Source organism: Bradyrhizobium rifense (assembly GCF_008123425.1).
GTDB classification, from domain to species: Bacteria; Pseudomonadota; Alphaproteobacteria; order Rhizobiales; family Xanthobacteraceae; genus Bradyrhizobium; species Bradyrhizobium rifense.
The window spans coordinates 62,153-87,256 of record NZ_VSSS01000015.1 but is presented as its reverse complement, the minus strand read 5'-3'; the positions used below and the strand labels follow the sequence as shown (position 1 = coordinate 87,256).

Below are 25,104 nucleotides of genomic sequence, written 5' to 3'. Positions count from 1 at the left end.
AAGGAGAATCGGATCATGACCCAGATTGAAGCTGTTGCGAGGGGCAAACCGGAGCCGGTCATTTCGGGCCCCAGCCAGGCCGATGGCATCGCACGCTTTGCTTTGCGCGCGAAATACGACGACCTGACTGCCGAGCGGCGCGAGCGACTCAAGGTGAGCATCCTCGACGCAGTGGCGTGCGCCATCAATGCGCTCGGCGCGCCACCGATCGAAGCGTGCCGCGCGCAAGCCGATGAACTCGGCGGTCCAGGCGGCCGCTGCACGCTGGTCGGCGGTGGCCGTGCCAACCCCGTCTATGCGGCGTTCTACAATACGGCGCTCATCCGATACGTCGATTTCATGGACAGCTATCTCGCCCGAGGCGGGCTGTGCCACCCCTCGGACAATACGGGGGCGATCCTCGCCGCCGGCGAGCACGCCGATCTTTCGGGCAAGGATTTCCTGACCGCGTTGGCGGTGGCCTATCAAGTCGAAGCGCAGCTCACCGCGTCGGTGCCGTTCATGGCCCACGGGTTCGACCTCACCACACAACTTTCGTATTCGCTCGCAGCCGGACTGTCCAAAGCGCTCGGCCTCGACGACCAAAAGACGGCAGCGGCCCTCGGGATCTGTGGCGACTTCATTCCACTGCTCGTCGCGCGAACGACGCCGATCTCGCAATGGAAGGGTCTCTCGTCTTCCCACTTGGCACTGGGGTGTTTCCATGGGGTCTTGTTGGCGTCACGCGGCGTGACGGGCCCGAGGTACGTCGTCGAAGGAACGGATGGCTTGGCTCAAGCACTCGGGGAGCAGATCCGAATCGATTGGGACTGCGTGAAGCTCGACGCCTTCGATCGACTCGCCCTGAAGAGCTACAACACCGCGGTTCCTGGCCAGGCATCGATCCATTGCATGCTCGAGCTGCGTAACGCCCACGCAATCGATCCGGCGCAGGTCGAGAGCATCGAGAATGACGCCTTCCAGGACGCCTACGATTTCATGGGCGGTGGAAGATTCGGTCCGAAGACTGACGTTCACACCAAGGAACAGGCGGACCACAGTCTCCCCTACCTTCTGGCCGTCGCGCTCCTCGACGGGAGCGTCCAGCCGGCACAGCTCGCACCCGAGCGGATTGCGAAACCGGACGTCCAGAAGCTCCTCCGAAAGGTCCAAGTTAGACCGGACGAAGGCTTCACCACTCGCTACCCGAGTGAGACGCCGAGTCGCATCACCGTCCGGCTCACGAGCGGCAAGTCGTACACCCATGAAGTGAACGACTACCCTGGGTTCGCGACGCGGCCATTCACCTGGGATGAAATCGTGGCGAAGCTCGACGATCTCGCAGCCGATCGCGCGGACGAAGGACTGCGCAAGGAAATCGCGGCTGCTGTGCGCTCGCTGGAGAGCATTCGCGTGAAGGACCTGATGAACCTGCTCGATCGCGTCGACTAATCGAATTTCTCGCCTCCGCGCGCGCATCCGAGACAATTAGGAAGAACGGGAGGAGCCGCTGGTGACCCGGACTCAACGCCGAAGTTTCTTGCGCATCATCACGTGCGATATGCCTGCATCGTCGAAGATCGCTCCTTCTTGTATGTACCCAAGCTGTCCATAAAACTCGCGTGCCGTGAATTGCGCTGCCAGAATAATTTCCTGGGCGCCGGCGCTGGAGGCGGCGGCCGCGGCGAACTCCATCAACTCCCTTCCGATCCCTTTTTTCCGTGAATTCGCCGATACCGCCATCCTGCCGATCTTCGCCGTGTGCTCATGGCGCACAATGCGCAGCGTCCCAATGACGTGGCCATCAGAAAGTGCGGCAAGATGAACCGCGAGTTTGTCGTTCTCGTCGACTTCAAGTTCTTCCGGGACGCCTTGTTCAAGGACGAACACTTCGCGTCGCAGGGCATATACCCCCGACATGAGCGGATCGGTGGCCCGAATCTCAACTATGGTCGTCAATTTCCATCTCCTCTTGACACACTTGGCATCGCGGCTGGGCAGAGTATGCTTTGGGTCGCTGACGTTGTTCATCCGCGAGCCTAACGATTTGGCGCGTCGATCCGCATTGAAATTGAGGCTCGAGATGCGCCTACTAGATCTTAATAAGACGTATCAGCCTCCGCGGTTAAACGGTTCGCTCGGGCTGGCGCTACTTCTCTGATGGGCAAAGGCAGACATGAGCTTTTTGTTTCTCTTTACCAATTTTAGATTGTGGCAAATGTGCACACGTGACTGCACGCTATTCTAGAATGGCAGAACCGCAACATTCGGGAGAGGCTCGCAATGGCTGCCTCAACGCTTCATATCGTGTTCAATTCGTCCGCGGCGGCTTGCCTGCGCGACGCACTGCGACAGGCAGGCCGCGACGAACGCGTGGTCGGCCTTTCCGACTCCCTCAGTTTCGGCCCGATCAACCCACCCGATCCCGAGTTGCGCAGGAAGTGGGTTGAAACGGAACTCGACTATGCGGGCTGGGAGAACGTCGTCAGCGAAGCAACTTCCTTCTGGCCCGCGGCGCTGTCAGCTAGCAGTCGAAGGATCGCGTGGCTGTCGCGACGATCAGCACAAGAATATGCGGGCTTCCTTGAGTGGCTGTGGCGGCTTGACGAAGAGCCAATCGAGGTTGTCGATCTCACCGACGTCATGGTGGCAGGAAATAGCGCAAGGCTGACCGAGCGACACCTCGCAATTAGCCTCGGAATATCGTCTCCACACGAGATCCTCCAAAACGAACTGCTTGACCGCACTGAAGCACTCACTGCGGTCCTACGCGCCCAGTATCGACAATTATGGGGACGCCTTAGGACCGAAAATGCACCACTGCGCATCCTCAGCGAAGGTGAACTTGCGTCCGCGCCGCTTTCATTCTTCGACCCGCTCCTGTTGTCGTGCGCAACGCCTGAATGGCAAAAGGCGGCAAGGATCATTGGAGAAGTACTCTCAGAATCTTGGGAGACGTCAGTGCTACAGACTGGCGATCTAGTCTTGTGCGCGCGTGCCCGCGCACTTGCCCGCGCTGGTCGTCTAGAATTTCGGGGAGACCTATCTGACATCCAGAATAGCGAACTGCGGTTACCCGATCAATCGGCCCCCCGTGACTGACGGGCTCATGTCGCTGATGTGTCAAAAGCCGCCACAGCCCAACAGGCTCTGATCAGTCCGCTAAGGGCCAAAAGGCGGCATGCGATGCGGTTCGGAATGTTGCCTGTCGCGCGCCTGGCTTTCCAGATTGTCATTGACAGGTTCGAACCAGTGCGGCGCTGAACGTGACCAACTATCGAGGTCATTCAAAAAGGCAGGGGTTGCGAGCCATGCGACGAGCGATGATTATTTTAGTCCTTTTGCTCGCAAGCTGCGTGACTGCGAGCGCCGGCCAAGTTGTAAATGAGGTTTACCGGGATCTCATCAGGCCGCACGGGCACCCGCGCAGTGCCGCTGTCTCACAAGCCGCGCTCGATTTTTGCTATAGCCAGACTGGTGACATTCGAGGCCTTGCGGACACCGCTGCGTTCAAACAGTGCATGCTCGGTCGCGGCTATCGATGGCAAACAACGAAGATACAGGGGAGACCCGCCCCCGAAAATGGCCCGGACTGGTGCATAGCACATGACGTGACGTGTTAGTTAGGCAGCTACTTCCGATTTGCCACCAACTCCGGACATCACGCCATACCGCGCCAATCGTTGCGATGGACCAAAGCCGAAGTCAACGTGGGCTGAAATGAAAGAGGCCGCCAACTGAAGCGGCCTTATACGCCCAAGCAAGAACGATGTTCTCGCCTTTAGGGCCTCAGGGCATTGATCATCATCTTCCTGAGAGCGCTGGCCGCGTCCACCAAGTAAACCAGCGGAATCGCAAGTGGCCCGAGCGTTAAAGCCGCCAACCCCCATCGGTCCCGGTTCCAACCGCGTTTGCGCGCAAGGTAGTCGACGATCAACAGTGACACGAAGACCGTCACGGAAAACAGAAGATATCCCATCGCGACCTCCTGCTTTGTCAGGCACTGAGTAAGCTAATGCTTAGCGGGTAAGCTTCGCAAGGGAGAGCTGCCCGAACAAATTAGGACACTTCAGGATAGCTTAGGACACCACGGGTTAAATAGCACCGTCCGTGGGTGCTGTCCTAATTAGGACACTCTGGCCGTCGGATTAGGACACGTCGCGCTTACGCGACTTGAGCCATCTGACGATAGCGGGGGGTGCCCCGAACCCGATGATGACCGGGATAATGGCCCAATTCCGAGAAAGGTAACCCTGCACAACAAGAATATGAGAGAGGCCAGCCCCTAGGAAAAACCCGGTCCAAGCTGCGATCCATTGCGCTGGCGTGAAGTCGAGACCTTTGTTGATCGGCAAGCTCATTTGGACACTCGCAGAGGCGGATTAGGACCCTACACTGAAAGCTCTGGCAGGCCCGGAGTTATCGGTCATTGGACAAACAATATTGTCTACAAGCGGCTGGCTCCCGGCGTGTGGGAGGAGTTGAAGCGCCTGACTCCGCGCACGCCCGGCGGCGACTATAAGAACAAGCTTTTCCAGAGACTCACTGAGGACGTGGGGCATCCTAAGCTTCGCGAGCATTTGGCGGCTACGTGCTTCCCTTCCCGGACGACTACAAGCCGCCAGAGGGCGAGGCCGCCAACTGAGGCGGCCTTGGGAGGTCAATGATGAACACAGCAATGAAGGGCCGTTTGATCGGCTTGGCCGTGATCGAATTGGTAATATTCTTTATGTGGCTGTTCGGCACCGTCAACCCGGCGGTTTTTGCTGTGGTGACGATTGGTCTGCCCATACTAGCTCTGACGGTTGCTCTGCCCATATCGCTGTTGATCAGGTCCAATCGTTCTCAAAACAGGCCCCCTTCAAATCCAAACTAGGCCACTGAGGTCGGAAACAGGCTTCGCCCGAAAGAGACTGCCAATCAGGGTGTTCTTCTGGCGGAACGCCACGGCTCTTATTCGCTACCCCCAGAACGAGTTAATCCTAAACACGCATGAACAGGTTGTGGCGGTTTGCGAACAAACTAGGACACTTACAAAATCAACTTAGGACACAGAGGGTTAAATACGACAGTACTCGTCCGTGGATGGGAACAAACGGCGTCCCCAGCACGGAATGAGAACGGTCAAAGTCCCGCTCGGGGGTCACAAGCTGACATCGGCCGATGGCCTGCTGTACGTCGGCTATGGGCAACAGCGGACTTTCGTTGAGTTCTCTCGCAAACATCGTGCTCGCCTCGCCGGTCGCGCGAGAGATCAGTTCGCCGTCATCTGTAAGATCAGGCCATTTTCGAATTTCAGGGCAAGAACCGGAGTTTGATGCGCGAGAGCAACGCCTAGACATTGCAGCGATCGAGAGTCGATCGATGATTCCTGCAAATGAAGGGTGTTTTTCGATGAGCAAGCAAGATGAGAACAAGGCCGTCGTCGGTCGTTGGTTCACCGAATTCTGGGGCAAGACCGTCAATCTCGGCGTCATCGACGAGATCGCCGCGCCCGACATGCTGCTCAAATATTCGCTGCATGAACCGCGTCGCGGCCGTGAAGACATCAAGGCGTTCATGACGGATTTCCGCGCCGCGTTTCCCGATCTCAATTTCTGGGGCACCGCGGACCTGATCGCCGAAGGCGACTATGTCGTCGGTCAATGGGAAGGCGGCGGCACCCACACCGGCCCCGCGTTCGGCGATTTCCTGATCGGCGGCCTGCCGGCTGCGACCGGCCGCAAGATGCGCTTCACGGGCACCACGGTGCTCAAGGTGATCGACGGCAGGATCGTCGAGGAGATCGGTCTCGATGACGGCGTCACCGCGCTGACCCAGCTCGGGTTGCTCAAGGCGGCAGCCTGATCGGAACGCGTCCGCACCATCGGCACAGCCGATCTCGTTGAACGGGGCCCGCACATCGTGCGGGCCTCGTCTGCTTTTGGAGCACCGGACTGTGCCGTCGGAAATCGGGTGGCACCGTCTGCGGGTTCGTGGAGACTGGAGCCTATGACCGCAGCAACCCTTCAGTTCCGGAAGCAGATGCCCCTGCCGGTCGCGGATGACCCGCGATGGGCCCGCATCCTGGCGCGCGACAAGGCGGCAGATGGCCAATTCTGGTATTCGGTTTCGACGACGGGGGTCTATTGCCGGCCGTCCTGTCCTTCGCGCACGGCAAACCCGAAGAACGTCCAGCTCCACGACAGCCTGGCGGGTGCGAGGGCGACCGGCTTTCGACCCTGCAGGCGCTGCAATCCGGACGGCCCCTCGATCGAGGCCGAAAACACCACGCTGGTCGCCAAGGCTTGCCGCATCATCGAGACGAGCGAGGAGCAGCCGTCGCTGGAGCAGCTGGCCGGTACAGCCGGCTTGAGCCCCGGCTATTTTCATCGAGTCTTCAAGGCCGCCACCGGGTTGACGCCGAAGAGCTATGCCGCCGAATTCCGTGCCAGGAAAGTTCGTGAAGGTCTGGTGTCCTGCAATTCCGTGACCGAGGCGATGTATGACGCCGGCTTCAATTCGAGCGGGCGGTTCTACGAGAAGTCGACAGGGATGCTCGGCATGACGCCATCGCAATATCGCGCCGGAGGCGCGAACGAGGAGATCAGGTTCGCGGTCGGTCAAAGTTCTCTCGGCCCCATCCTGGTCGCATCGAGTAGGAAGGGCGTCGTTGCGATTCTTCTTGGAGACGACGCGGAGGAGCTGGTCCACGATCTCCAGGATCGCTTCCCCAAAGCGCGTCTGATCGGCGCTGACCGGGACTATGAGGCGATGGTCGCGCGCGTGGTCGGCATTGTCGAAGAGCCCGAGATCGGTCTCGATCTGCCGCTCGATATTCGCGGCACGGCCTTCCAGCAGCGGGTCTGGCAGGCGCTTCAGGACATCCCCGCAGGCCAGACGGTCTGCTATGCCGAGCTCGCGCAGCGGATCGGGTCTCCGAACGCAGTGCGCGCGGTCGCCGGCGCCTGTGCGGCGAACAAGATCGCAGTCGCGATTCCGTGCCACCGCGTGATCCGCAATGACGGGTCGACCTCCGGATATGCCTGGGGCGTGGACCGCAAGCGCGCCCTGCTGGACAGGGAAGCCTCGCGAACCGCCTGAGCCACGCGCAAGGTCGTTGGAGCTTTTCTCAATTTGAAAGCAAACAACGGAGTTTGGACAGCCGCGCGTGCGCGTAGCTTCGATCATGAGGACAACTCAGGAGCGACATCATGAACCTCATGACATCCGAAGCCGCCTTGCGGCGCCGAGCCACCGTCGAGCCCGCCAACACGGCGACCGACATTCTCTTCTTCGCGATTGCCGACACTGCTTTGGGCAAGGTGTTGCTCGCCCGCAGCGCAAAGGGCGTCTGTGCGATTCTGCTCGGCGACGACACGGCCGAGCTCGAAGCGGATCTCGCCACACGCTTTCCCGAGGCAACCCTGGTTGCGAACGAGGTCATGGTTCACGACGATCTCGCGAAGGTGGCCCGCTATGCGCGGACACCCTCCGTGGGCCTCGACTTGACGCTCGACATGCGCGGCACTCCGCTTCAGCTCCGCATCTGGGAGCAGATCCGCGCAATCCCCGTCGGCAAGACGATGAGCTACATGCATCTCGCCCGGCTGATCAACAATGTCTATCCGCGGGTCGCCGCCCGCGTGGTGGCGAACGCCTGCGCCGCCAATCCGATCGCGCTTGCCGTTCCCTGCCACCGGGTCATCCGCGCGGATGGCGAGCTCGCAGGCTATCGCTGGGGCATCGCGCGCAAGCGCGACCTGCTTCGGAAGGAGACCGAGGCATGAAACTCGTCAGGATGGATGGCGACAGAATCGGTCTCTTCGTGCTGCTGCCGAAGGGAGCCTATGCCATCGATATCGCCAACAGTCTCGGCGTCTTTCCGCACGATCCGCTGTCGAACGGCCTTCTCAACGGCGCGCTGAAGGACGGTCACGACTGGTCGATCATCGTCAAACACTGGGTCCATCTTCGCTGGCCGTTGAAGAAGCTGCTCAGCATCGCCCTGGCGAATCCCGACACGCCCCGCCTCGTCTTGCAGCCCCTTGTCGACGCCACCGGCATGGCGAGCGCGGCCAATCCGATCATCGCCATCGAGGTGACGGATATCGAGAGCGTGGAAGACCATGATCCGACCGGCCGGCGCACCATGGAACGGCAGTTCGCGCTGTCACCGGGCAAGCAGGCCGCACAGACGCAAGCAGATGAGAACGCTCGGGTGATCGACTTCGCATCTATCGAACAGCGGCGGCGCCCTTTGTAAACGCGCGCGCTTTCCATCGCATTCATAATTCGACAGGGAGACGCAGCTCGCGATCGAGCAGCGCGCGCTTTCGCTCAACGCCCCACCGATACGGGCCGATATCGCAACGACTAACTACGGCACGATGGCAGGGAATGGCGACAGCGATCCTGTTTGCGAGACACGCGAGACTGACCGTTTCAGGAGTATGCGGCGCACCCAGCCGCTGCGCGATCTGTTCGTAGGTGATGATATCGCCGGCAGGAACGCTCTGGAGCAGCTGCCAGACGCGAACCTGCGCGGCCGTTCCGACCAGACGGAGAGGCACGCTGATCTGCGCGCGAGGTGCCTCGACGGCATTGACCGTCTGGGCGCCGATTCCGTCGAGCCCGTAGCCGCCGTAAGTCGGGTCTCTGTCCGGAAACTCGGATCGGATCGCCTTGTCGAGCTCGTCACGGGTGTTGCCGAACAGGATCGAGCAGATCCCATCCGGCGAGACGGCGGTCAGAACGAAGCCCAGCGAGCACTTGGCTGACACGTACTGGACGTAGTCGTTGCGGCCATGGAGGTCGGACGTGTTGTCACTGCACATGTGAGGGAGTTCCTGGGGCTGGTTCGGCGAGGCCGATGCGAACTATGGACGGAGCCGAACGACGTTGGAGGCGAGCGGGAGCGCCTGGGGCCGGGGCTGCGCAAACAAGAGCGCATCCAGCCGCGTCCTCAGGGCTTCGGCCTCGCGGCGGACATCCGGGTCGTGCGGGGCGAGGAGATCGGCGAAGAGGCCAACCGGCGCCTCCTTGAGGAGCGCCTGGACATCGGGTCTCAGGAATTGTCCGCGCGCTGCAGCGAACGTGTAGAAATTGAGGGGCGAGAAACTCATTGCTGATGGGTCTTGCTAGTGGGTTTTGGCGCGCTGTCCCGCGCCGTTGAGATGGGCCTGGCCGAGCTCCAGCGAGAGATCCTCGGTGAGGCTGAACGAGACCTCGAAGCCATCAGGCGTTCCGATCGTCAGAATTCGGAGGTTGTCGGGCCCGAACTCGATCTCGAATTCGCGGAGCGGATATGTGATCCGCATGCTCGGGTCGTTATGGGCGCGCTTGACGGCGCTCGATGCCATCGCGGGCAGCGTCATCAGCAAAGCCGTCAGCGTCTCGATTTTCAGGATGATGCCGATCTCGCGGTTCGCGACGTCGGCTACGATGAGCTTGACCGCAGTTCCATCGGTCGCCGTCTCGAAATTGACCAGTCTTTGAATCTCGATGTCGATCGTCATATCGCGCCTCTCCTCCCGTGGCGCATAGCGCGCCGGCGCCTCGCCGGCACTCCGCTTCTTCGCTTCAAATTCCGGGCGAGTTCGATTTGAGAGCAGGATCCGGAGTGGCCCCCGGCAACGGTCGATCCAAGCTCCCATCTTGATCAGCAAGGGAGCCGAGGCATCATGTCACTGACCAATTTCAATGCGATTGCGGCCGCGCGTGGGGATGGTCTGGATCCCAGGCTGCGCGAGCTGCTCGAGCGGGCTGCCGTGTCGCCACATTCCGAAGTGGTGGTGCGCGCCGATGGAATGCTCCAGGCGGGCCCAAGTCCGAGATCCCCGGGCATGGAGACGGTGTCGGCGGTTGTGGTCTGTTGGCCACACGGACGAGGACGATAAGCAGGCGCGCTTGAGATCGTACCCGCGTCTCGCCTGGTCGACACCGGTCGGCATGTTGATTCAAATCAATGGTTCTCCCGACGCTTCGGGATCAATTGCCCGCGGATGCCACTTCATCCTCACGGGAGACGAGCATGCGGGCGTTGGCTGTCGCTGCTGTCATGAGCCTGACGCCGGTTGCGGCCTTCGCCGTCTCCGAGTGCCGGGTCACCGGGAATCCATCCGTGTTTGGCGTCGACATGACGGCCTACTTCGCGGTCAGGCCGGGCGAAACGTGCAATTTCCCGATGCGACTTCCGGGAGCGATGCATAACTCGGGAGTCTCCCAGAAGCCCGCGCACGGGACGCTGAGACAGATCAACGTAACGACGTTCAGGTACACCGCGGCATCCGGCTACAAGGGCAACGATACGTTCGCCATCTATGGTGAGGGAAAGGGTCCATACGGCTCAGGCAGGTCGGTCATGACGGTGAATGCAACGATCGAATAGGAGCGGCAGACGAACCATCGGAGGCAGGGACGTGCATGCGTTATTGCTTTTGCTGTTGCGGCTGCGGAGGAGCGCGGCCTAGTATTGCCGCCGTGCCCGGAAAGCCGAAAATCTCTGTGGTTCGCAGTGCCCTGAGATCCGCAAATCCTCGGAGTCGCATGATGCGCGCGCTTCCCATTCTCCTGATCATCTGGATCGCAATGTCTGCGCCCGCTCCAGCCGTAGCTCAACGGTTCGGCGGCAATTATCCGGTTTGCCTTCAGAAGTGGGAATGGGGCGGTTCCAGCTCTATTTCGTGCCGGTACAGTTCGTGGGACGAGTGTAGAGCGACCGCTGCGGGCCTGTCCGCCATGTGCGTGGCGAACCCTTACGTGCAACCTCCGTCCGCGCAGCCACCGTATCCTCCAGACCGCGGTCTGCGTCTCCGATAGGTGCGATTGCGGCGGCAGCAATTGCGCGCGGAGCTTTCGCAATTCGTCAGGAACGATGTCGTGTAACGCCGGGTTGATGCTTGCTGTTGAGGCCACAATTCATTAGCGATATCCGGCGTCCGGCACCTGCCGTTCGGCTGATATGATGGAGGATCTCATGCGGATCGCCTTGCTGGTTGTCTTCATGGTGGCGGGGCTTGCTCCCGCAGCGCACGCTGAGCGCGACTATCCCTGGTGCGTCTTCGGCGGCGGGCTCGGCCGTCCCGGCGAATGCATGTATTCGACGCGAGAACAGTGCCTGGCTTCGTCATCCGGCCGGTGGAACACCTACTGCGACATCAACCCGCGCGTGAGGTTCAACCAGCAGCAGGCTCCGCAGCCCCGAACGCGCCGAACGGCGCAATAGCTGACATCGCTGGATCTCGGCAAAGACGACTTCCACATACGGACCGGCGGGTCATACGCCGGATAACCAGCCTGCGATATCGCAAGCGACATTTGCCAAATCGCATGATCGCTCGCGCCGTGCGGGTCCCTGATGCCGGGGATGTGACCCGTCGTGAAGCCGACACCCGTTGGGACTCTGCAGCCTAGCCTTAGTTAAGGACACAAGGGCAGCTGGAGAAAAAAGCGATGCGTTCGGTTTTGGCCTTGAGCCTATTGATTTCCCTGTGTGGCGTTGCGAACGCGGCGCCGGCGCGTCACCGGCACACGGCTCCCGCGTCGAGCTTTGCCTACGCGCCACTTCGCCAGCCGCTCCAAGACCGATCCGGCACCCCGGACTGCGACAAACCTGAAGCGTATTACGGTGCTTGTCAGGGTTATGCACCTGGCGAGAAGGAGCGGTTTCTGAACAGCGTGCACAGCCCGTAGGCGCTTGAGCCAGTCCATCAATCCAGCGGAACGTTGAGACTGGTCCCTTTGGTGATAATGCCGCCGCGGTTGCCGATCTCGATCGAGCCATAGCGCTGCTTGAAGCAATCAGGCAGCGGCCGGTCACCTTCCATGCTGAGCCAAAGGCGCAGCAGATGGCGTTTTTGGTTCGCATCGGGCCAATCGCGGAATCCGGTCCGATCATGCAGCAGAGCATGATTGTAGACGAACTGCATGTCACCCGGCTGAAGCCGCATGCCAAAATGCAAGCTGGAGTCGTTGGCGAGCGCGTCGAAGAGATCGAGCGCCTCGACGTGAGCCGGCGTCAGTCTCGGCGCATCGGGAAAGCGCTGTGCGCTATCGATATACTGGCGCTGATAGAACCCGGTCAGGAATCCCGCGTGCCAATTCAGCACCGGGATTTCAAGATACGGCTTTTCGTTCTCCGGCACCTCGCCGCGCCGGTCTGTCGCGATTGTGTCGAACAGGAGAGCGGCAAGGTCGGGATGCCTGTCGAACATCTCGTTGTAGATTGTCGTCGTACTGACCAGGAGGGAATCGCCTCCCTCCATCGCCTCGCGAATGCATAACAGCCCAACCACGTCGGACGAATCCGTGTGGAAAGTCTGCCGTTCCGACGTTTGATAAATCCGGGTGTTCGGATCTCTCGCATCGGCGCCGACGTCACGGACGTGACCGAGAATATGCCCCGCCGCATTCTGGGACCGCGCCGATCCCAGATGCGCGCCCACCCCGCAAAATATCGTCGCCGCAAACTCCTGGCTGTAATTGGCCACCGGCAGACCGCGGATGACTTCGAAGCCCAGGCCAGTCAACAGCTTTGTCCTGAGCCCTTCCAGATGCGCGCCGAAATGAGGAAGCGGAAAGCTGTCCCTGGTGATGTCGGCGATTTTCTTGCTTCGACCAAGATAGGATTTTGCCGCGTTCTCAAGCTCGGCGATCTCACTGGCCGCAAGCGATATCAACCATCGATCAGTATTGGCCTTCATCTCGGCACCTAGCCAGGCAGATGGGATTTCGATCTTCCCCGGAGGGCGATTGATCCCGCGGGTCGCTGAGACCACATTCATGGTGTTTGTTTCCTGAGCAGATTGATCGCCAGAAAGAGCGTCGGACCATCGACGATATTGTGCCGACTGCTTGTTTGCAACTTGGCCAGGCACAATGCATGGGCCGGGCAATCGTCGCACATAACGTTGAGATCAGATCTGCGACGGAACGCAAACGAATGACTCGTGCCCCTCGCTGAAGCGCAGCCGCAAGCCGAGTGCACGGTCATGGCAATACACTCGACGCCCGCTTCTCTGCCAACAACGGCGCACCAGCGGACATCACTGGAGGTCACAGAAGGGCGCGATGCCGACATCGCAACGGCGCAAGCGGGCGGCGCTCTGTCGGCCGCCATGTCGATGGCGCAGATGGCATGGCGCCCTCCGAATTGCTGGTAGCGGAATGCTATGATACAACTTTTGGTCTCGGGACGGCTGTTCCGTCCCGGATTTGGGGAGGTACCTTATGCGATCGTCATTTGGCTTCGCCGTGCCGTCAGTCCTCGTTACCCTGTCAACTGTCTTGCTTTGCAGCGGCACGGCAATGTCGCAAACCACACCAAACTCCTCGCTTCCCGCCGTCTCGGTCGAAGCACCGAAGGCAAGACCGACTGTTGTTGTTCCGAGGCAGGGGCCAAGGATCGTGACCTCCCACCACCGGACATCCGGCTCATCATCAGCTCAAACGCCGTCGTATGCGCCGGGTTCAGCATTGGCGAGGCTTGCCAAGCTGGAGAGAGCAGCCCGCAGCTGCAACGGTGGTTGCGAAACAAGTTTCCCGGTCGGCAACGCCCCCTGGGTCGGATGTAGCAATAATCCCGGAGGGGGTGACAATAGTCTTTTCTCGCCAACGTGCACAGACACGCTCAGCTACAACACTTACGCGGAGTGCGTAGAGACCAAGGCTTTCCTTGGCGCGCAACCCAGAGAATCTCGGTGGCTTTGCACCAGCCTGCTGGCCGGGGGCAAGTTGCCCGGCGAAAAGCGCATCGCCGAAATCAAGCAAGCCGAAATCAGGCAAGCCGAAATCAAGCAATCGGGCCGCCGCTAGTTCACGTCGCCCGGCGGAGCATCAGAGACATAGGTTAGCATGGCTCGAACGTTTCGAGCCGTGCGGAATGCCCGCTTCGGGTCGTGAGCACAGGTCGGACAGAGTGCCGGCAGCGTGCGCGTCGGCCACATCCAGCCTCAGCGTCGCCCCGTCATCGCGCTCAATTCTGTCTTGACGCGCGCCATGGACTTCGGGCCATCCGGGTCGGACGGAACGAGTTGCCCATATGCTTCGAAGTCGGACAGTGCCTCTGGCAGACTGCGCTTCTTCTCGCGCGCCACGCCGCGATTGTAATAGGATTTGGCAAACTTCGGATTGAGCCGGATCGCTTCGTCGTAATCCGCGATGGCACTGTCGAGATCGCCCTTGGCAAGGAAAGCGTCGCCGCGGTTGTCGTAGGCCTCGACATATTTCGGATCGAGGCGGAGCGCAGAATCGTAATCGCCGATGGCGCGTTCGCGGTCGCCCTTGGCGATCCAGGCGTTGCCGCGATTGCTGTAGGCTTCGACGTAGTTCGGATCCAGGCGAATGGCCTCATTGTAGTCGGCGATGGCGCGATCGGCCGCCCCCTTCTCCGACCAGGTGACGCCGCGGTTGTTGTAGGCCCTGGCGTGGCCAGGATCGAGCCGGATGGTCTCGCTGTAATCGGCGGCGGCGCGATCGAATTCGCCCTTGGCCTGCCAGGCGTTACCGCGGTTGAAGTAGGCAGCGACGCGCCTGGGGTCGACCCGGATCGCCTCGCTGTAGTCGGCGATGGCGCTGTCGAGTTCGCTCTTGCTTCTATGTTCGACGCCGCGGTTCAGGTAGATTTTCGCAAGCTCCTCGCCGCTGAACTCACCCGACGCAATGGCGCGGGAGCATGCCGCGATGGCCGCGTCGCCGGATTGCCTAGCGCAGGTGTCCACGTCATCTGCGGCAGCCACCGTGGGGCCTCCCGCGAGAGCCATCACGGTCAGCCATGGAAACAACCGGCATAGTGTGGAGCGCATCTGCATCACATGTGGCTTCCGCAATCGACGGGAGGAGCCGGGATAGCCGTTTGCCATTCCCCTGGGCGCTGATCCCCGCCTCCTTGGTCGGCGGCGCAGCTCGACTGGTTCGTTAACCATGGCCGAGTGGAACTTCGATTTTCCATCAGTATTTCACAGGGTGTTGCCTGAAGTGCACAGGTATCGTCGCGTGCTTGTGATTAGATAAGCTCACGGGCTAACGGGAGATGGTCTGTGCGGGCGTGGATTTCTGCTGCTATCGCCACGATTGTGGTCTCTGGATCGGTCAACGCGGCCGATCTTGCACCCGTCTACAAGGCGGCGCCTGCGGTAGCGGCACCGGTCGCCTACAGTTGGACAGGGTTTTACCTGGGCGGCAACGTGGGCGTCATATGGAACGACACACGTGCGGACCCGCTGTCATTTACGACCACCGGCGTTGACTTTTCCGGGCGCCAGGCCGTTGGCCAATTCCCGAGCTTCAATGTCCGTGATACCGCTTTCACCGGCGGGGCTCAGGCTGGATACAATTTCCAGTTCGGGTCAAATTGGGTCGCGGGTATTGAAGCCGACATCAACTACAGTGGTCTGAAGAAGACCGACACGCGCGTCTTCCCGGTGACCCCTTTCATCGGCGGCGGCTTCATCGACGCCAATACCGAATCCGCGACCCAGAAGCTGGGCTGGCTTGGGACCGTACGCGGTCGCCTCGGGTTTACGACCCTGAACAACAGGTTGCTTGCGTTTGCGACCGCTGGCCTCGCCTATGGCCAGGTCGATGACAGCATCTATACCATTGGCGTGCCGAACGGCGCGGGCCCATTTCTGATCAGCGCCAGCTCGTCGTCGGTTCGCGTCGGGTGGACGGCGGGCGGCGGCCTGGAGTACGCATTTGCCAGCAATTGGAGAGCCAAGGTCGAATACCTCTATTACGATCTTGGCAGGCGAAACCTCACCCTGGATTACGCCCCGATTCCGGGCGATGCGAACAACACGATCACGTACAAATTTCACAACAACGGCAATCTGGTGCGCGTCGGCCTGAACTACAATTTCTAGAGATGAACGGGACATCGTCGCCGCTGCTCGCCGAACGTGACGCCGGCGTCTGACAGGCGTCCTTGATGCGCCTTAAGCCGAATCCTTGTTTGCACGTTCTGGATGGCAAAGGCTGCAATTGACACGACAGCCTTGAGCAATCATGCCCGCTCGGCGAAGCTGCTCGGTTTTCCGGAGGGCCTCTGGATAGCTGGGAAACTCCTCCCAGAAATAAGTGCTGCCGCGGCCAACGCGGATACTTCCCTGCTGCATTCCCTGGCCGTTTCGGCACGCTCCGCAGTCCTGGTGGTGGATACGGACACGCTTGAGCATCGTGTCCCAAAATACCCAGAACATTGGTTGTCCTCCCAGGCCTCACGCTGGAATCTTGTTCGGGCAGATCCTTTGACACCATGACCGGTGGCCCATTCCCACTGCCAATTGCCAGCAAAAATCGGCCCCAACTCGGGGCTGCTGAGCTGAGGCCAATTTGCTGGGCTGACGGGCTTTCACCAGCCCAGGCACGTCAGAATGCACTACAGGCGGCACTCCCTACCATTGGCCATCCGGTCTACCTCGTAATTTTCCGAAAGTTCCGAATCGCGCACCAGCTTTTGCTTGCGCTGCGATAGCATCGGTGCCTCAACCCCGCTTGACGCCAGGGCCATCTACCCGATCAGCTGCCGCGCCGCAGCCGAGATCATCACCAGCCCGCCGGTGATCACCGCGACGTCGAGGATCGCCGTGTGGATATGCACCGGCATCCGCTCGACGAAGGCTTTGGCGAGGAACGCGCCGGGGATGGCGATGCCGCCGATCAGCAGCGCGAAGGCGAGCACCTGTGCGGTGACGGCGCCGGCGAGGCCGAACACCGAGATCTTGATCAGACCGGTGCCGAGCGAGACCATCGCGTCGGTTGCGATCACGGCGGCGCCTTCGAGGCCTGCGGCCATCAAGAGCGAGAGCAGGATCACGCCCGAGCCCGATGTGCCGCCGACCAGGACGCCGTAGCCGACCGATCCCGCGGCGAGGCCGGTGTCGCCGATCTTGACCTGGCGGCTCCGCAGCACGCGGCGCAGCGGCACGCTCAGGATCAGCATGGTGCCGATCACGAGCGCAGCTCCGGCATTGGTGAGGCGCGTGTAGCCGTAGGCGCCGAGCGCGGTGGTCAAGGCCGCGCAGGCGAGCACGATCAGCGCACGGCGGCGATCAGCATAGCGGAGGTAGGCAATCGCACGGCTGGAATTGGTGAAGAGCGCGGAGATCGCAATGATCGGCACCACCGGCTCGGCACCGACCAGCGGCACCAGCACCAGCGGCATCAACGCGCCGGTGCCGTAGCCGGCGAGACCACCGATGATCGAAGCAAACAACGCCATCAACGCGACCAGCAGCAGCTGAAAAATCGAGATGTCGGCGAAGCCTGAAACGATGGTCACGTTTTCTCATCGCGGCTGATGCGTGCCGCAGCTTGATCGGCGATGGCAGCGAGTGCGGTTTCCTCTAGTGGAAAATCCGCCGCAAGCCAAGCGTCCTCGGCGAGTGTCAACACATGTCCGAGCGCGGGTCCTTCCGCCATTCCGCGCGCGATGAAGTCGGCGGCGCGCAGCGGGAATTTCGGCGCGGTCCAGCGTTGCGGCAGCTCTGCGAGCTCGCGCCAGCGAGACGAGGTCACGTCGCCGCCGTTGCGCGCCCAGGCCAGCAACACACGATCGTGATAACGCTCGGGACCAAGACGGTACAGCAGCCGCCGCGCATTGGCTTCGTCCTTGGTGGCGAAGCGCCACCAGCGATGCCCCATGGAATCCAGCGCCTTGGCCTCCGCATTGGAGAGCCTCAAACGGGTCGCGAGGCGCTTGGCGTCTTCGGTCACGGCCACTGTCAGCGTGGCGAGGCGGCGCGTGCTGCTTGCCGGCAGATCGAGTGCACGCTCGATCGCAATCATCGCCGTCAGCGGACCGGTATAGGCGACGCCGCCGATCAGCGTTTGCAGCAAGCCGGCATCGGCCATGGCAAGCACGGCTGCGGATGCGCCGCCCGCCACCAGCAATTTCAGCATCTCCATGCGCACGCGTTCGGCCGACAGCGTCGCGAGGCCGGCGCGGCCGCGGATGCAGGCGAAGTAGCCGTCGCGATCGGGCTCGCCGGCGCCGAACGCGGCATGGATGCGGAAGAAGCGCAGGATGCGCAAGTAATCTTCGGCGATGCGTTGGTCAGGCTCGCCGATGAAGCGCACGCGGCGTGCCCTGGCATCCGCGATGCCGCCGACATAATCGTAGACCACGCCGTTCGCATCGACCGACAGGCCGTTCATCGTAAAATCGCGCCGCTCGGCGTCCTTCACCCAGTCGCGGCCGAAGGCGACCTTGGCCTTGCGGCCAAAAGTTTCGGTGTCCTCGCGCAGCGTCGTGACTTCGTAAGGCACGCTGTCGATGACCAGCGTGACGGTGCCGTGGTCGATACCGGTCGGCGCGCTCTTGATGCCGGCAGCTTTCGCGCGCCGCACCACCTCGTCGGGGCGCGCCGTAGTCGCGATATCCGTGTCGCCCGGCGGCAGGCCGAGCAGCGCGTTGCGGACGGTGCCGCCGACCACGCGCGCTTCCTCGCCATTGGCGTTGAGCAGTTGCAGGACGCGCGCCGTCCCGCCTGAGGTCAGCCAGGGCGCACCAGCAAGTATCGGCTCCGCGCTCATCGTCCGGCCCTTATCTTTCCATTCAGCTTTTTTCCCTGCCCGGCACGAGCCTGCCATTCTCGATATGGGCGGGAACGTAGGTCGAGTTCGGCGCGGCGCCGGAGAAATGCGCTAACCCAATCAGTCCGGCGATGACGAGCACGAGCGCCGCCAGCACCAGGCGCGCGACGACGGTGATCGGCCAGGACGATTGCACGAACAGGCCCGACCGCGTGGCGGCCAGGAACAACGCATAGACGGCAAAGGGGATGAGGAAGATTCCGATCTCGGTCAGGACCGGCCGGATCATGATGAGTAGATCCGCTCATACAGCACACGCAGCATTCCGGCCGTCGCACCCCAGATGTAGCGCTCCGCAAACGGCATCGCATAGTAAAACCGCTCCATGCCGCGGAATTCCTTGCTGTGCACCTGGTGGTTCGCCGGATTCATCAGGAAGGATAGCGGCACTTCGAATGCGTCATCAACCTCGGAATGGTTGATGGTGAGCTGAAAGCCCGGCCGCACCCGGGCCACCGTCGGCAGGATGCGGAAGCCGAACGCGGTGCCATAGAGATCGAGATAGCCGATCGGCTCGACGAAATCTCTGGACAGCCCTACCTCCTCCTCCGCCTCGCGCAGCGCGGCGTCTAGCGGCGAGGAATCGGTTGCGTCGATCTTGCCGCCGGGAAAGGCGATCTGTCCGGCGTGATCGTTGAGGTTCGCCGAACGCTGCGTCAGCAGGATGGTCGGCTCGGGATGATCGACCACCGCGATCAGCACCGCTGCGGGGCGCACCGGCTGCTCGCGCGCGACGATCTCGAGCATCTTGTCGGTGCCGGGATCGCCGGAGGCGGGGACGATATTCGGATCAAACAGCCCGGGCGGAACGTCGAAGCCGAGCCTCGCTCTGGAGCGGGCAAAGAAATCCGCCGCACGGAAAGCAACCGGCTCGCTCTTCTCGCTTTTGGAGATAGGCTTGTTCAAAGCGCGGCCCTCACCTGCTCCGCGTCGGCCATGGCGAAGAACTCGCCGGCCGACTCGACGCCGAACATCGGCTGGCCATCGACCATCCGCTCCTCGCCCATGTCAACAAGATCGTAATAGAGCGCGCGGGTGACCTTGGCCCAGAGATCGGCGCGGACATGCAGATAGGGCGTCAACCCGCCGTCCCTGGCCTGCTCGAAACGCAGCCGATGCGCAGCGTCGCAGGTGACCCAGTCGTCGACATTGGTGCGGAAGCTCAGCACGCGATGGTTGTCTTCGCCGTCCTTGAGCATCTCGACCGCCATGAACGGTGCGTCGTCGACGCGGATGCCAACCTTCTCCACCGGCGTGACGAGGAAATGCTTGTCGCCTTCGCGCTTGAGGATGGTCGAGAACAGGCGGACCAGCGCGTGGCGCCCGATTGGCGTGCCCATGTAGAACCAAGTACCATCGGAAGCGATTCGGATGTCGAGATCGCCGCAAAACGGCGGATTCCACAGATGCACCGGAGGCAATCCCTTTTTGGCGCCTTCGGTATTGGCAGCACTTTTGGCGGCGGCAGTCAGCCCCTCAAGACCACGATCGGCGCTCTGCCCTTGGTTCGCCATGGTTTGCCCTGACTTTGTCATTTCGCACGGATGTCGTTTGGCACGATTGGTGCAGGTCTACGTTGTAAATCGGTGCGCGGTTCCACCCCCCCGGATTAGTCCGGTGTGGAGTTCGCCACTTCGTGATGCCCTACATAACCCTAAGCCGATAAGGTGGGGATAGGTTAATTCAACGAATACATGGCCTTCCTGCAAGTCTAGCATAGGGCCCATGATGCAGCGTGATGAGATCATTTGACGACGCAAGATAGCCGCGTGGCAGGCTTAAGGAGCTAACGGATGGCGGAAAGTGTCGAGAAACTCGAAGACGGCATCGTCCGTTCGGCCGAGCAGGTGTCGAGCCAGGTGCGTGCGGCGAAGGACGCGATCGCGTCTGTCATCTTCGGCCAGGATCGCGTGATCGAGAACACGCTGGTCACGATCCTCTCCGGCGGCCACGCGCTCTTGATCGGCGTGCCCGGCCTCGCCAAGACCAAGCTGGTCGAGACGCTCGGCGTCACGCTCGGTCTCGATGCCAAGCGCATCCAGTTCACGCCCGATTTGATGCCGTCGGATATTCTCGGCGCCGAAGTGTTAGATGAGAGCACCGCGGGCAAGCGTTCCTTCCGCTTCATCTCCGGTCCCGTCTTTGCGCAGCTCTTGATGGCCGACGAGATCAACCGCGCCAGCCCGCGCACGCAATCGGCGCTGCTGCAGGCGATGCAGGAGCAGCACATTACCGTTGCCGGCGCGCGCCACGATTTGCCAAAACCGTTCCACGTGCTCGCAACGCAAAACCCGCTGGAGCAGGAAGGCACCTATCCGCTGCCCGAAGCGCAGCTCGACCGCTTCCTGATGGAGATCGACGTCGATTATCCCGATCGCGACGCCGAACGCCGCATCCTGTTCGAGACCACCGGCGCCGAGGAGACGCTGGCCAAGGGCTCGATGAGCGCGGATGCGCTGATCACGGCGCAGCGGCTGGTTCGCCGCCTGCCGGTCGGCGATTCCGTCGTTGAAGCGATCCTGTCGCTGGTACGCGCGGCCCGTCCGGGTCCGGACAGCGGCGAGACCGGCAAGTTCATCGCCTGGGGCCCCGGCCCGCGCGCCAGCCAGTCGCTGATGCTCGCCGTGCGCGCCCGCGCGCTGATCGACGGACGTCTCGCGCCCTCGATCGACGACGTGCTCGACCTCGCCGAGCCGATCCTGAAGCACCGCATGGCGCTGACGTTCCAGGCGCGCGCCGAAGGCCGCACGATTCCGGACGTGATCCGGCAATTGAAGACACGGATCGGTTGATGGCCGCAGAGACCGGGCACACAGCGAAGGAGACAGTAGCGATCCGACGTGCCGATGGCGAAAGCCGTACGCTCGCCGCTTCGCTGCCGCGCCTGGTGCTCGAGGCCCGCCGCATCGCCGCCAACGTCATCCACGGCCTGCATGGCCGGCGCCGCGCCGGCTCCGGCGAGAATTTCTGGCAATACCGTCGCTTCGTTTCGGGCGAGCCGTCGCAGAATGTCGACTGGCGCCGCTCGGCGCGTGACGACCATCTCTATGTCCGCGAGCTCGAATGGGAAGCGTCGCACACGGTCTGGATCTGGCCCGATCGTTCGCCGTCGATGGCCTTCGCCTCCAAGACCGCGCGTGAATCCAAATTGGAGCGCACTCTGATCGTCGCCTTCGCGCTGGCCGAACTGCTGGTGGCGGGCGGCGAGCGCGTCGGCATTCCCGGATTGATGGCGCCGACCACAAGCCGCAGCGTCATCGACAAGATGGCGCAGGCGATGCTGCATGATGATGCCGTCCGGCTGAGCCTGCCGCCGTCCTTCGTGCCTGCGGCGCTGGCCGAAACCATCCTGCTGTCGGATTTCTGGTCGCCGATCGCGGAGATCAAAACCACGCTGGCAGGGCTCTCCGGCTCCGGCGCGCATGGCACGCTGGTGCAGATCGTCGATCCCGCCGAGGAATCGTTTCCCTATTCGGGCCGCGTCGAGTTCGTCGAGCCGGAAGGCTTTGGCGTGATCACCGCCGGCCGCGCCGAGAGCTGGGCGGAGGATTACACCGCGCGGCTGGCGCTGCACCGCGACCAGATTCGCGCTGAGACCAACAAGCTCGACTGGCTGTTCACGACGCATTCGACCGACCGCTCGGCCGCCGAGCTCTTGCTGTTCCTCCATGCCGGCATGCAGGTGAGCAAGTCAGGCGCCCGCACCACCTCGATCAAGGCGGGGCCGGCCGCATGATGGGATTGCCGCTCGCCTTCACCGAACCGCTGCTCTTGATCGGCCTCATCAGCCTGCCGGTGCTGTGGTGGCTGTTGCGCGTGATGCCGCCGCGGCCGCGCCGCATCGAGTTTCCGCCGACCCGCCTGCTGTTCGACATCGCCCCCAGGGAAGAGACCCCCTCGCGGACGCCGTGGTGGCTGACCGCGCTGCGGCTGCTCGCCGCAGCACTGGTGATCTTCGCTGCCGCCGGGCCGATCTGGAATCCGCGGACGGGCCTTGCCGCCAGCAAGGCGCCGCTGATGATCATGCTCGACGACGGCTGGAGCGCCGCCTCGAACTGGGACATCAGGATCAGGGCCGCCGACGAGTTGATCGCCAATGCCGACAATGACCGCCGCGCCATCGCGCTGGTGCCGCTGTCCGAGCCGAACCGCGACATCACGCTGATGCCGGCGGGCGCGGCGCGCGTTGCGCTGCGGCAGATCGTGCCAAAGCCCTATTCGATCGAGCGCGTTGAAACCCTCACCGCGATCGATCGTTTCCTGAAAGCCACCGGCGACTGCGAAATCGCCTGGCTGTCTGACGGCGTCGACACCGGCCGCGGCGAAGAGTTCATGGCTGGCCTCGGCAAGACCATCGGGGATCGCAGCTTGACGGTGTTCGAAGGCGGCACCTCCTCCCCGCTGGCGCTGGTCGCGGCGGAAAATGCGGCTGCGAAGATGACGGTGAAGGTGCTGCGCACCGACAGCGGCATTGCCGCCGGCACCGTGCGGGCGCTGGACCAGAAAGCGTCGCCGATCGGCGAGGCACGCTTCACGTTTGGGCTGCAGGACAAGGAAACCGAGGCGGCGTTCGACCTGCCGGTCGAGCTGCGCAACGACATCTCGCGGCTCGAGATATCCGGCGAGCGTTCGGCCGGCGCGGTGCAGCTGCTCGACAAGCGCTGGCGGCGCCGCGCCATCGGCATCGTCTCGGGCGCAAGCAGCGAGACCGCGCAGCCGCTGTTGGCGCCGACCTTCTATCTGACGCGCGCGCTGGCGCCGTTCGCCGACGTGCGGCTCGCCGACAAGGGCTCGCCGCAGCAGGGCATCACCCAATTCCTCGACCAGAAGCTGCCGATGATCATTTTGGCCGATGTCGGCACCGTCGCGCCGGAATTGCGCGAACGGCTCAACGCCTGGATCGACCAGGGCGGCGTGCTGGTGCGGTTCGCCGGCCCCCGGCTGGCGCAGGCCGAAGACGATCTCGTCCCGGTCAAGCTCCGCAAGGGCGGCCGCACGCTCGGCGGCAGCCTGACCTGGGAGAAGCCGCAGCATCTCGCCACCTTCGCAGCCGACGGTCCGTTTGCCGGCGTCGTCGTGCCCAAGGACGTCACCGTGAGCCGGCAGGTGCTGGCCGAGCCCGATGCGGTGCTCGCCACCAAGAGCTGGGCCTCGCTCGAAGACGGCACGCCGCTCGTGACCGGCGAGCATCGCGGCAAGGGCCTTGTCAGCCTGTTCCATGTCAGCGCCGACATGCGCTGGTCGGATCTGCCGATGTCGGGCACCTTCGTCGAAATGCTGAGGCGTGTCGTCGACATGTCCGGCTACACCGCCAAGCCCGGCCCCGGCGTTGCCACTGAGGCGACCGCCGAGACGCTGGCGCCGCTGCGCATGCTCGATGGCTTCGGCGCATTCGGGCCGCCGCCGGCCACCGCCAAGCCGCTGACGGCTGATTATCGCGACCGCGCCACGCCGGATCATCCGCCCGGCTTCTACGGTCCGGCAGAAGGACCGCTCGCCGTGAACACGCTCGCCAACGCCGACCGCATCGCAGCCCTCAACACCGCGGGCCTGCGCGCCCGGCACGCCACCTACACCAATGCCGAGCCGCGGGACTTGCGCGGCTGGCTGCTGTCGACTGCGCTCGCGCTGTTTCTGGTCGACGCGATCATCGTGGCGCTGCTCGGCGGTGGTCTTGCCGCGCTGGTGCGCCGTCGCGCTGCGCCTGCCATGATCCTGCTTGGCTTCGTGCTCGCAGGCGTCGCGGTGCTGTCGCCGACGCCGTCGCGCGCCGACAGCGCATCGGACGAGTTCGCGATGAAGTCGACCTCGCAGACCCGCCTCGCCTATGTCGTCACCGGCAATGCCGACGTCGATTCCATCGTCAAGGCCGGCCTGTCGGGCCTGACGCTGTTCCTGGCGCAGCGCACCGCGCTCGAGGCCGGCGACCCCGTCGGCATCGATCCCGCGCGCGACGAGCTCGCCTTCTTCCCGCTGATCTACTGGCCGATCGTGCCGGGCGCGCCAAAACCGCCGCAGGACGCCATCAACAAGATCGACGCCTATATGAAGCAGGGCGGCACCGTGATCTTCGACACCCGCGATGCGGTCGAAGCACTGCCCGGCGAGAACGGCGCATCGCAGACGCCGGGCATGCAGGCCTTGCGCGAGATCCTGTCCTCGCTCGACGTGCCCGAGCTCGAGCCGGTGCCGCGCGAGCATGTGCTGACGAAAACCTTCTATCTCTTGCGCGACTTCCCCGGCCGCTTCAATTCGGGCCAGACCTGGGTGGAAGCGCTGCCGCGCGAGGACGACGACGAGACCGCACAAAAGCCCGCGCGCGGCGGCGACGGCGTCTCGCCGATCATCATCACCTCCAACGACCTCGCGGGCGCCTGGGCGCTCCGTCCCGACGGCCAGCCGATGCTGCCGCTGACGCCCGGCGAACCGCGCCAGCGCGAATTCGCCTACCGCGCCGGCGTCAACATCGTGATGTACACGCTGACCGGCAATTACAAGGCCGACCAGGTGCACGCACCCGCCCTGATCGAACGTCTCGGGCAATAGGATCGA

27 protein-coding genes are annotated in these 25,104 nt (G+C 62.6%); 15 read left to right on the top strand and 12 right to left on the bottom strand.

The annotated features are described in order from the left end of the window. The first annotated feature begins 15 nt into the window (after window positions 1–15). Entirely contained in the window at window positions 16–1,431 is a 1,416-nt protein-coding gene (locus FXB40_RS08885; protein ID WP_148771833.1) for an MmgE/PrpD family protein, read from the top strand. A gap of 72 nt (window positions 1,432–1,503) precedes the next feature. Here the strand turns inward: FXB40_RS08885 and FXB40_RS08880 are convergent, their stop codons facing one another. Beyond that, window positions 1,504–1,938, bottom strand: a complete 435-nt coding sequence (locus FXB40_RS08880) for a GNAT family N-acetyltransferase (protein WP_210352145.1) — start codon at window positions 1,936–1,938, stop codon at window positions 1,504–1,506. Window positions 1,939–2,262: 324 nt separating this feature from the next. Between FXB40_RS08880 and FXB40_RS08875 the strand changes: the two genes are divergently transcribed. After that, a complete protein-coding gene (locus FXB40_RS08875) occupies window positions 2,263–3,081 on the top strand; it encodes a DUF3658 domain-containing protein (RefSeq protein WP_148771832.1) in 819 nt (272 codons plus the stop codon). A gap of 679 nt (window positions 3,082–3,760) precedes the next feature. On the opposite strand, the gene FXB40_RS08870 is transcribed toward FXB40_RS08875, so the two are convergent. After that, window positions 3,761–3,958, bottom strand: coding sequence for a hypothetical protein (locus FXB40_RS08870; protein WP_148771831.1), 198 nt, complete (start codon window positions 3,956–3,958; stop codon window positions 3,761–3,763). 337 nt (window positions 3,959–4,295) lie between these two features. On the opposite strand from FXB40_RS08870, the gene FXB40_RS50345 reads away from it, so the two are divergent. The 6 genes from FXB40_RS50345 to FXB40_RS08840 all read left to right on the top strand — a co-directional run bounded on the left by FXB40_RS50345 (window position 4,296) and on the right by FXB40_RS08840 (window position 8,224). Further along, a complete protein-coding gene (locus FXB40_RS50345) occupies window positions 4,296–4,646 on the top strand; it encodes a P63C domain-containing protein (RefSeq protein WP_148771830.1) in 351 nt (116 codons plus the stop codon). Beyond that, on the top strand, window positions 4,646–4,855 hold the full coding sequence (locus tag FXB40_RS08860; RefSeq protein ID WP_148771829.1) for a hypothetical protein: 210 nt from the start codon (window positions 4,646–4,648) through the stop codon (window positions 4,853–4,855). The genes FXB40_RS50345 and FXB40_RS08860 overlap by 1 nt, the downstream gene beginning before the upstream one ends. Window positions 4,856–5,373: 518 nt before the next feature. After that, window positions 5,374–5,826, top strand: a complete 453-nt coding sequence (locus FXB40_RS08855; RefSeq protein WP_148771828.1) for an ester cyclase — start codon at window positions 5,374–5,376, stop codon at window positions 5,824–5,826. Between the two features lie 144 nt (window positions 5,827–5,970). Beyond that, window positions 5,971–7,062: a bifunctional DNA-binding transcriptional regulator/O6-methylguanine-DNA methyltransferase Ada gene (gene ada, locus FXB40_RS08850; protein ID WP_148771827.1), complete on the top strand. Its 1,092-nt coding sequence runs from the start codon at window positions 5,971–5,973 to the stop codon at window positions 7,060–7,062. 110 nt (window positions 7,063–7,172) lie between these two features. Continuing rightward, entirely contained in the window at window positions 7,173–7,748 is a 576-nt protein-coding gene (locus FXB40_RS08845; protein WP_148771826.1) for a methylated-DNA--[protein]-cysteine S-methyltransferase, read from the top strand. After that, a complete protein-coding gene (locus FXB40_RS08840) occupies window positions 7,745–8,224 on the top strand; it encodes a hypothetical protein (RefSeq protein ID WP_148771825.1) in 480 nt (159 codons plus the stop codon). Before FXB40_RS08845 ends, FXB40_RS08840 begins: the two co-directional genes overlap by 4 nt. A 22-nt stretch (window positions 8,225–8,246) precedes the next feature. On the opposite strand, the gene FXB40_RS08835 is transcribed toward FXB40_RS08840, so the two are convergent. From FXB40_RS08835 to FXB40_RS08825, 3 genes are read right to left on the bottom strand one after another with little or no spacing between them, the layout of a single operon-like run. Further along, window positions 8,247–8,795, bottom strand: coding sequence for a methylated-DNA--[protein]-cysteine S-methyltransferase (locus tag FXB40_RS08835; RefSeq protein WP_148771824.1), 549 nt, complete (start codon window positions 8,793–8,795; stop codon window positions 8,247–8,249). A 42-nt stretch (window positions 8,796–8,837) separates the two neighbouring features. After that, complete coding sequence (locus tag FXB40_RS08830; protein ID WP_148771823.1) at window positions 8,838–9,083, bottom strand: hypothetical protein; 246 nt, start codon at window positions 9,081–9,083, stop codon at window positions 8,838–8,840. Window positions 9,084–9,098: 15 nt separating this feature from the next. Then, a complete protein-coding gene (locus tag FXB40_RS08825) occupies window positions 9,099–9,476 on the bottom strand; it encodes a hypothetical protein (RefSeq protein ID WP_148771822.1) in 378 nt (125 codons plus the stop codon). 515 nt (window positions 9,477–9,991) lie between these two features. Between FXB40_RS08825 and FXB40_RS08820 the strand changes: the two genes are divergently transcribed. The 3 genes from FXB40_RS08820 (at window position 9,992) to FXB40_RS08810 (ending at window position 11,185) form a co-directional block, all read left to right on the top strand. Beyond that, window positions 9,992–10,348 (top strand): hypothetical protein, encoded by a 357-nt coding sequence (locus FXB40_RS08820; protein ID WP_246207470.1) that lies wholly within the window; start codon window positions 9,992–9,994, stop codon window positions 10,346–10,348. Window positions 10,349–10,383: 35 nt separating this feature from the next. Continuing rightward, entirely contained in the window at window positions 10,384–10,779 is a 396-nt protein-coding gene (locus tag FXB40_RS08815) for a DUF3551 domain-containing protein (protein ID WP_347339752.1), read from the top strand. Between the two features lie 157 nt (window positions 10,780–10,936). Continuing rightward, window positions 10,937–11,185 (top strand): DUF3551 domain-containing protein, encoded by a 249-nt coding sequence (locus tag FXB40_RS08810; protein ID WP_246207468.1) that lies wholly within the window; start codon window positions 10,937–10,939, stop codon window positions 11,183–11,185. A 484-nt stretch (window positions 11,186–11,669) separates the two neighbouring features. Here the strand turns inward: FXB40_RS08810 and FXB40_RS08805 are convergent, their stop codons facing one another. Then, window positions 11,670–12,743, bottom strand: a complete 1,074-nt coding sequence (locus tag FXB40_RS08805) for a TauD/TfdA family dioxygenase (protein WP_148771927.1) — start codon at window positions 12,741–12,743, stop codon at window positions 11,670–11,672. A 1,167-nt stretch (window positions 12,744–13,910) separates the two neighbouring features. Then, window positions 13,911–14,696, bottom strand: a complete 786-nt coding sequence (locus FXB40_RS08795; RefSeq protein WP_187436741.1) for a tetratricopeptide repeat protein — start codon at window positions 14,694–14,696, stop codon at window positions 13,911–13,913. Window positions 14,697–14,996: 300 nt separating this feature from the next. Between FXB40_RS08795 and FXB40_RS08790 the strand changes: the two genes are divergently transcribed. Then, window positions 14,997–15,821, top strand: coding sequence for an outer membrane protein (locus tag FXB40_RS08790; RefSeq protein WP_187436740.1), 825 nt, complete (start codon window positions 14,997–14,999; stop codon window positions 15,819–15,821). A 647-nt stretch (window positions 15,822–16,468) separates the two neighbouring features. Here the strand turns inward: FXB40_RS08790 and FXB40_RS08785 are convergent. Genes FXB40_RS08785 through FXB40_RS08765 form a run of 5 tightly spaced genes read right to left on the bottom strand, consistent with a single transcriptional unit; the run spans window position 16,469 to window position 20,066 of the window. Next, the gene (locus tag FXB40_RS08785; RefSeq protein ID WP_148771816.1) at window positions 16,469–17,239 is read right to left on the bottom strand and encodes a sulfite exporter TauE/SafE family protein; all 771 of its coding nucleotides are present in this window, start codon (window positions 17,237–17,239) and stop codon (window positions 16,469–16,471) included. After that, entirely contained in the window at window positions 17,236–18,492 is a 1,257-nt protein-coding gene (locus tag FXB40_RS08780; RefSeq protein ID WP_148771815.1) for a CCA tRNA nucleotidyltransferase, read from the bottom strand. Before FXB40_RS08780 ends, FXB40_RS08785 begins: the two co-directional genes overlap by 4 nt. Before the next feature lie 22 nt (window positions 18,493–18,514). Further along, entirely contained in the window at window positions 18,515–18,781 is a 267-nt protein-coding gene (locus FXB40_RS08775; RefSeq protein WP_148771814.1) for a DUF6111 family protein, read from the bottom strand. Continuing rightward, window positions 18,778–19,458, bottom strand: a complete 681-nt coding sequence (locus FXB40_RS08770) for a CoA pyrophosphatase (protein WP_148771813.1) — start codon at window positions 19,456–19,458, stop codon at window positions 18,778–18,780. Before FXB40_RS08770 ends, FXB40_RS08775 begins: the two co-directional genes overlap by 4 nt. Further along, complete coding sequence (locus FXB40_RS08765) at window positions 19,455–20,066, bottom strand: DUF1285 domain-containing protein (RefSeq protein WP_148771812.1); 612 nt, start codon at window positions 20,064–20,066, stop codon at window positions 19,455–19,457. The genes FXB40_RS08770 and FXB40_RS08765 overlap by 4 nt, the downstream gene beginning before the upstream one ends. A gap of 279 nt (window positions 20,067–20,345) precedes the next feature. Between FXB40_RS08765 and FXB40_RS08760 the strand changes: the two genes are divergently transcribed. Genes FXB40_RS08760 through FXB40_RS08750 form a run of 3 tightly spaced genes read left to right on the top strand, consistent with a single transcriptional unit; the run spans window position 20,346 to window position 25,098 of the window. Then, window positions 20,346–21,344, top strand: a complete 999-nt coding sequence (locus FXB40_RS08760; protein WP_148771811.1) for an AAA family ATPase — start codon at window positions 20,346–20,348, stop codon at window positions 21,342–21,344. Continuing rightward, window positions 21,344–22,288 (top strand): DUF58 domain-containing protein, encoded by a 945-nt coding sequence (locus tag FXB40_RS08755; RefSeq protein WP_148771810.1) that lies wholly within the window; start codon window positions 21,344–21,346, stop codon window positions 22,286–22,288. Before FXB40_RS08760 ends, FXB40_RS08755 begins: the two co-directional genes overlap by 1 nt. Further along, a complete protein-coding gene (locus FXB40_RS08750) occupies window positions 22,285–25,098 on the top strand; it encodes a DUF4159 domain-containing protein (RefSeq protein WP_148771809.1) in 2,814 nt (937 codons plus the stop codon). Before FXB40_RS08755 ends, FXB40_RS08750 begins: the two co-directional genes overlap by 4 nt. Window positions 25,099–25,104 lie beyond the last annotated feature (6 nt).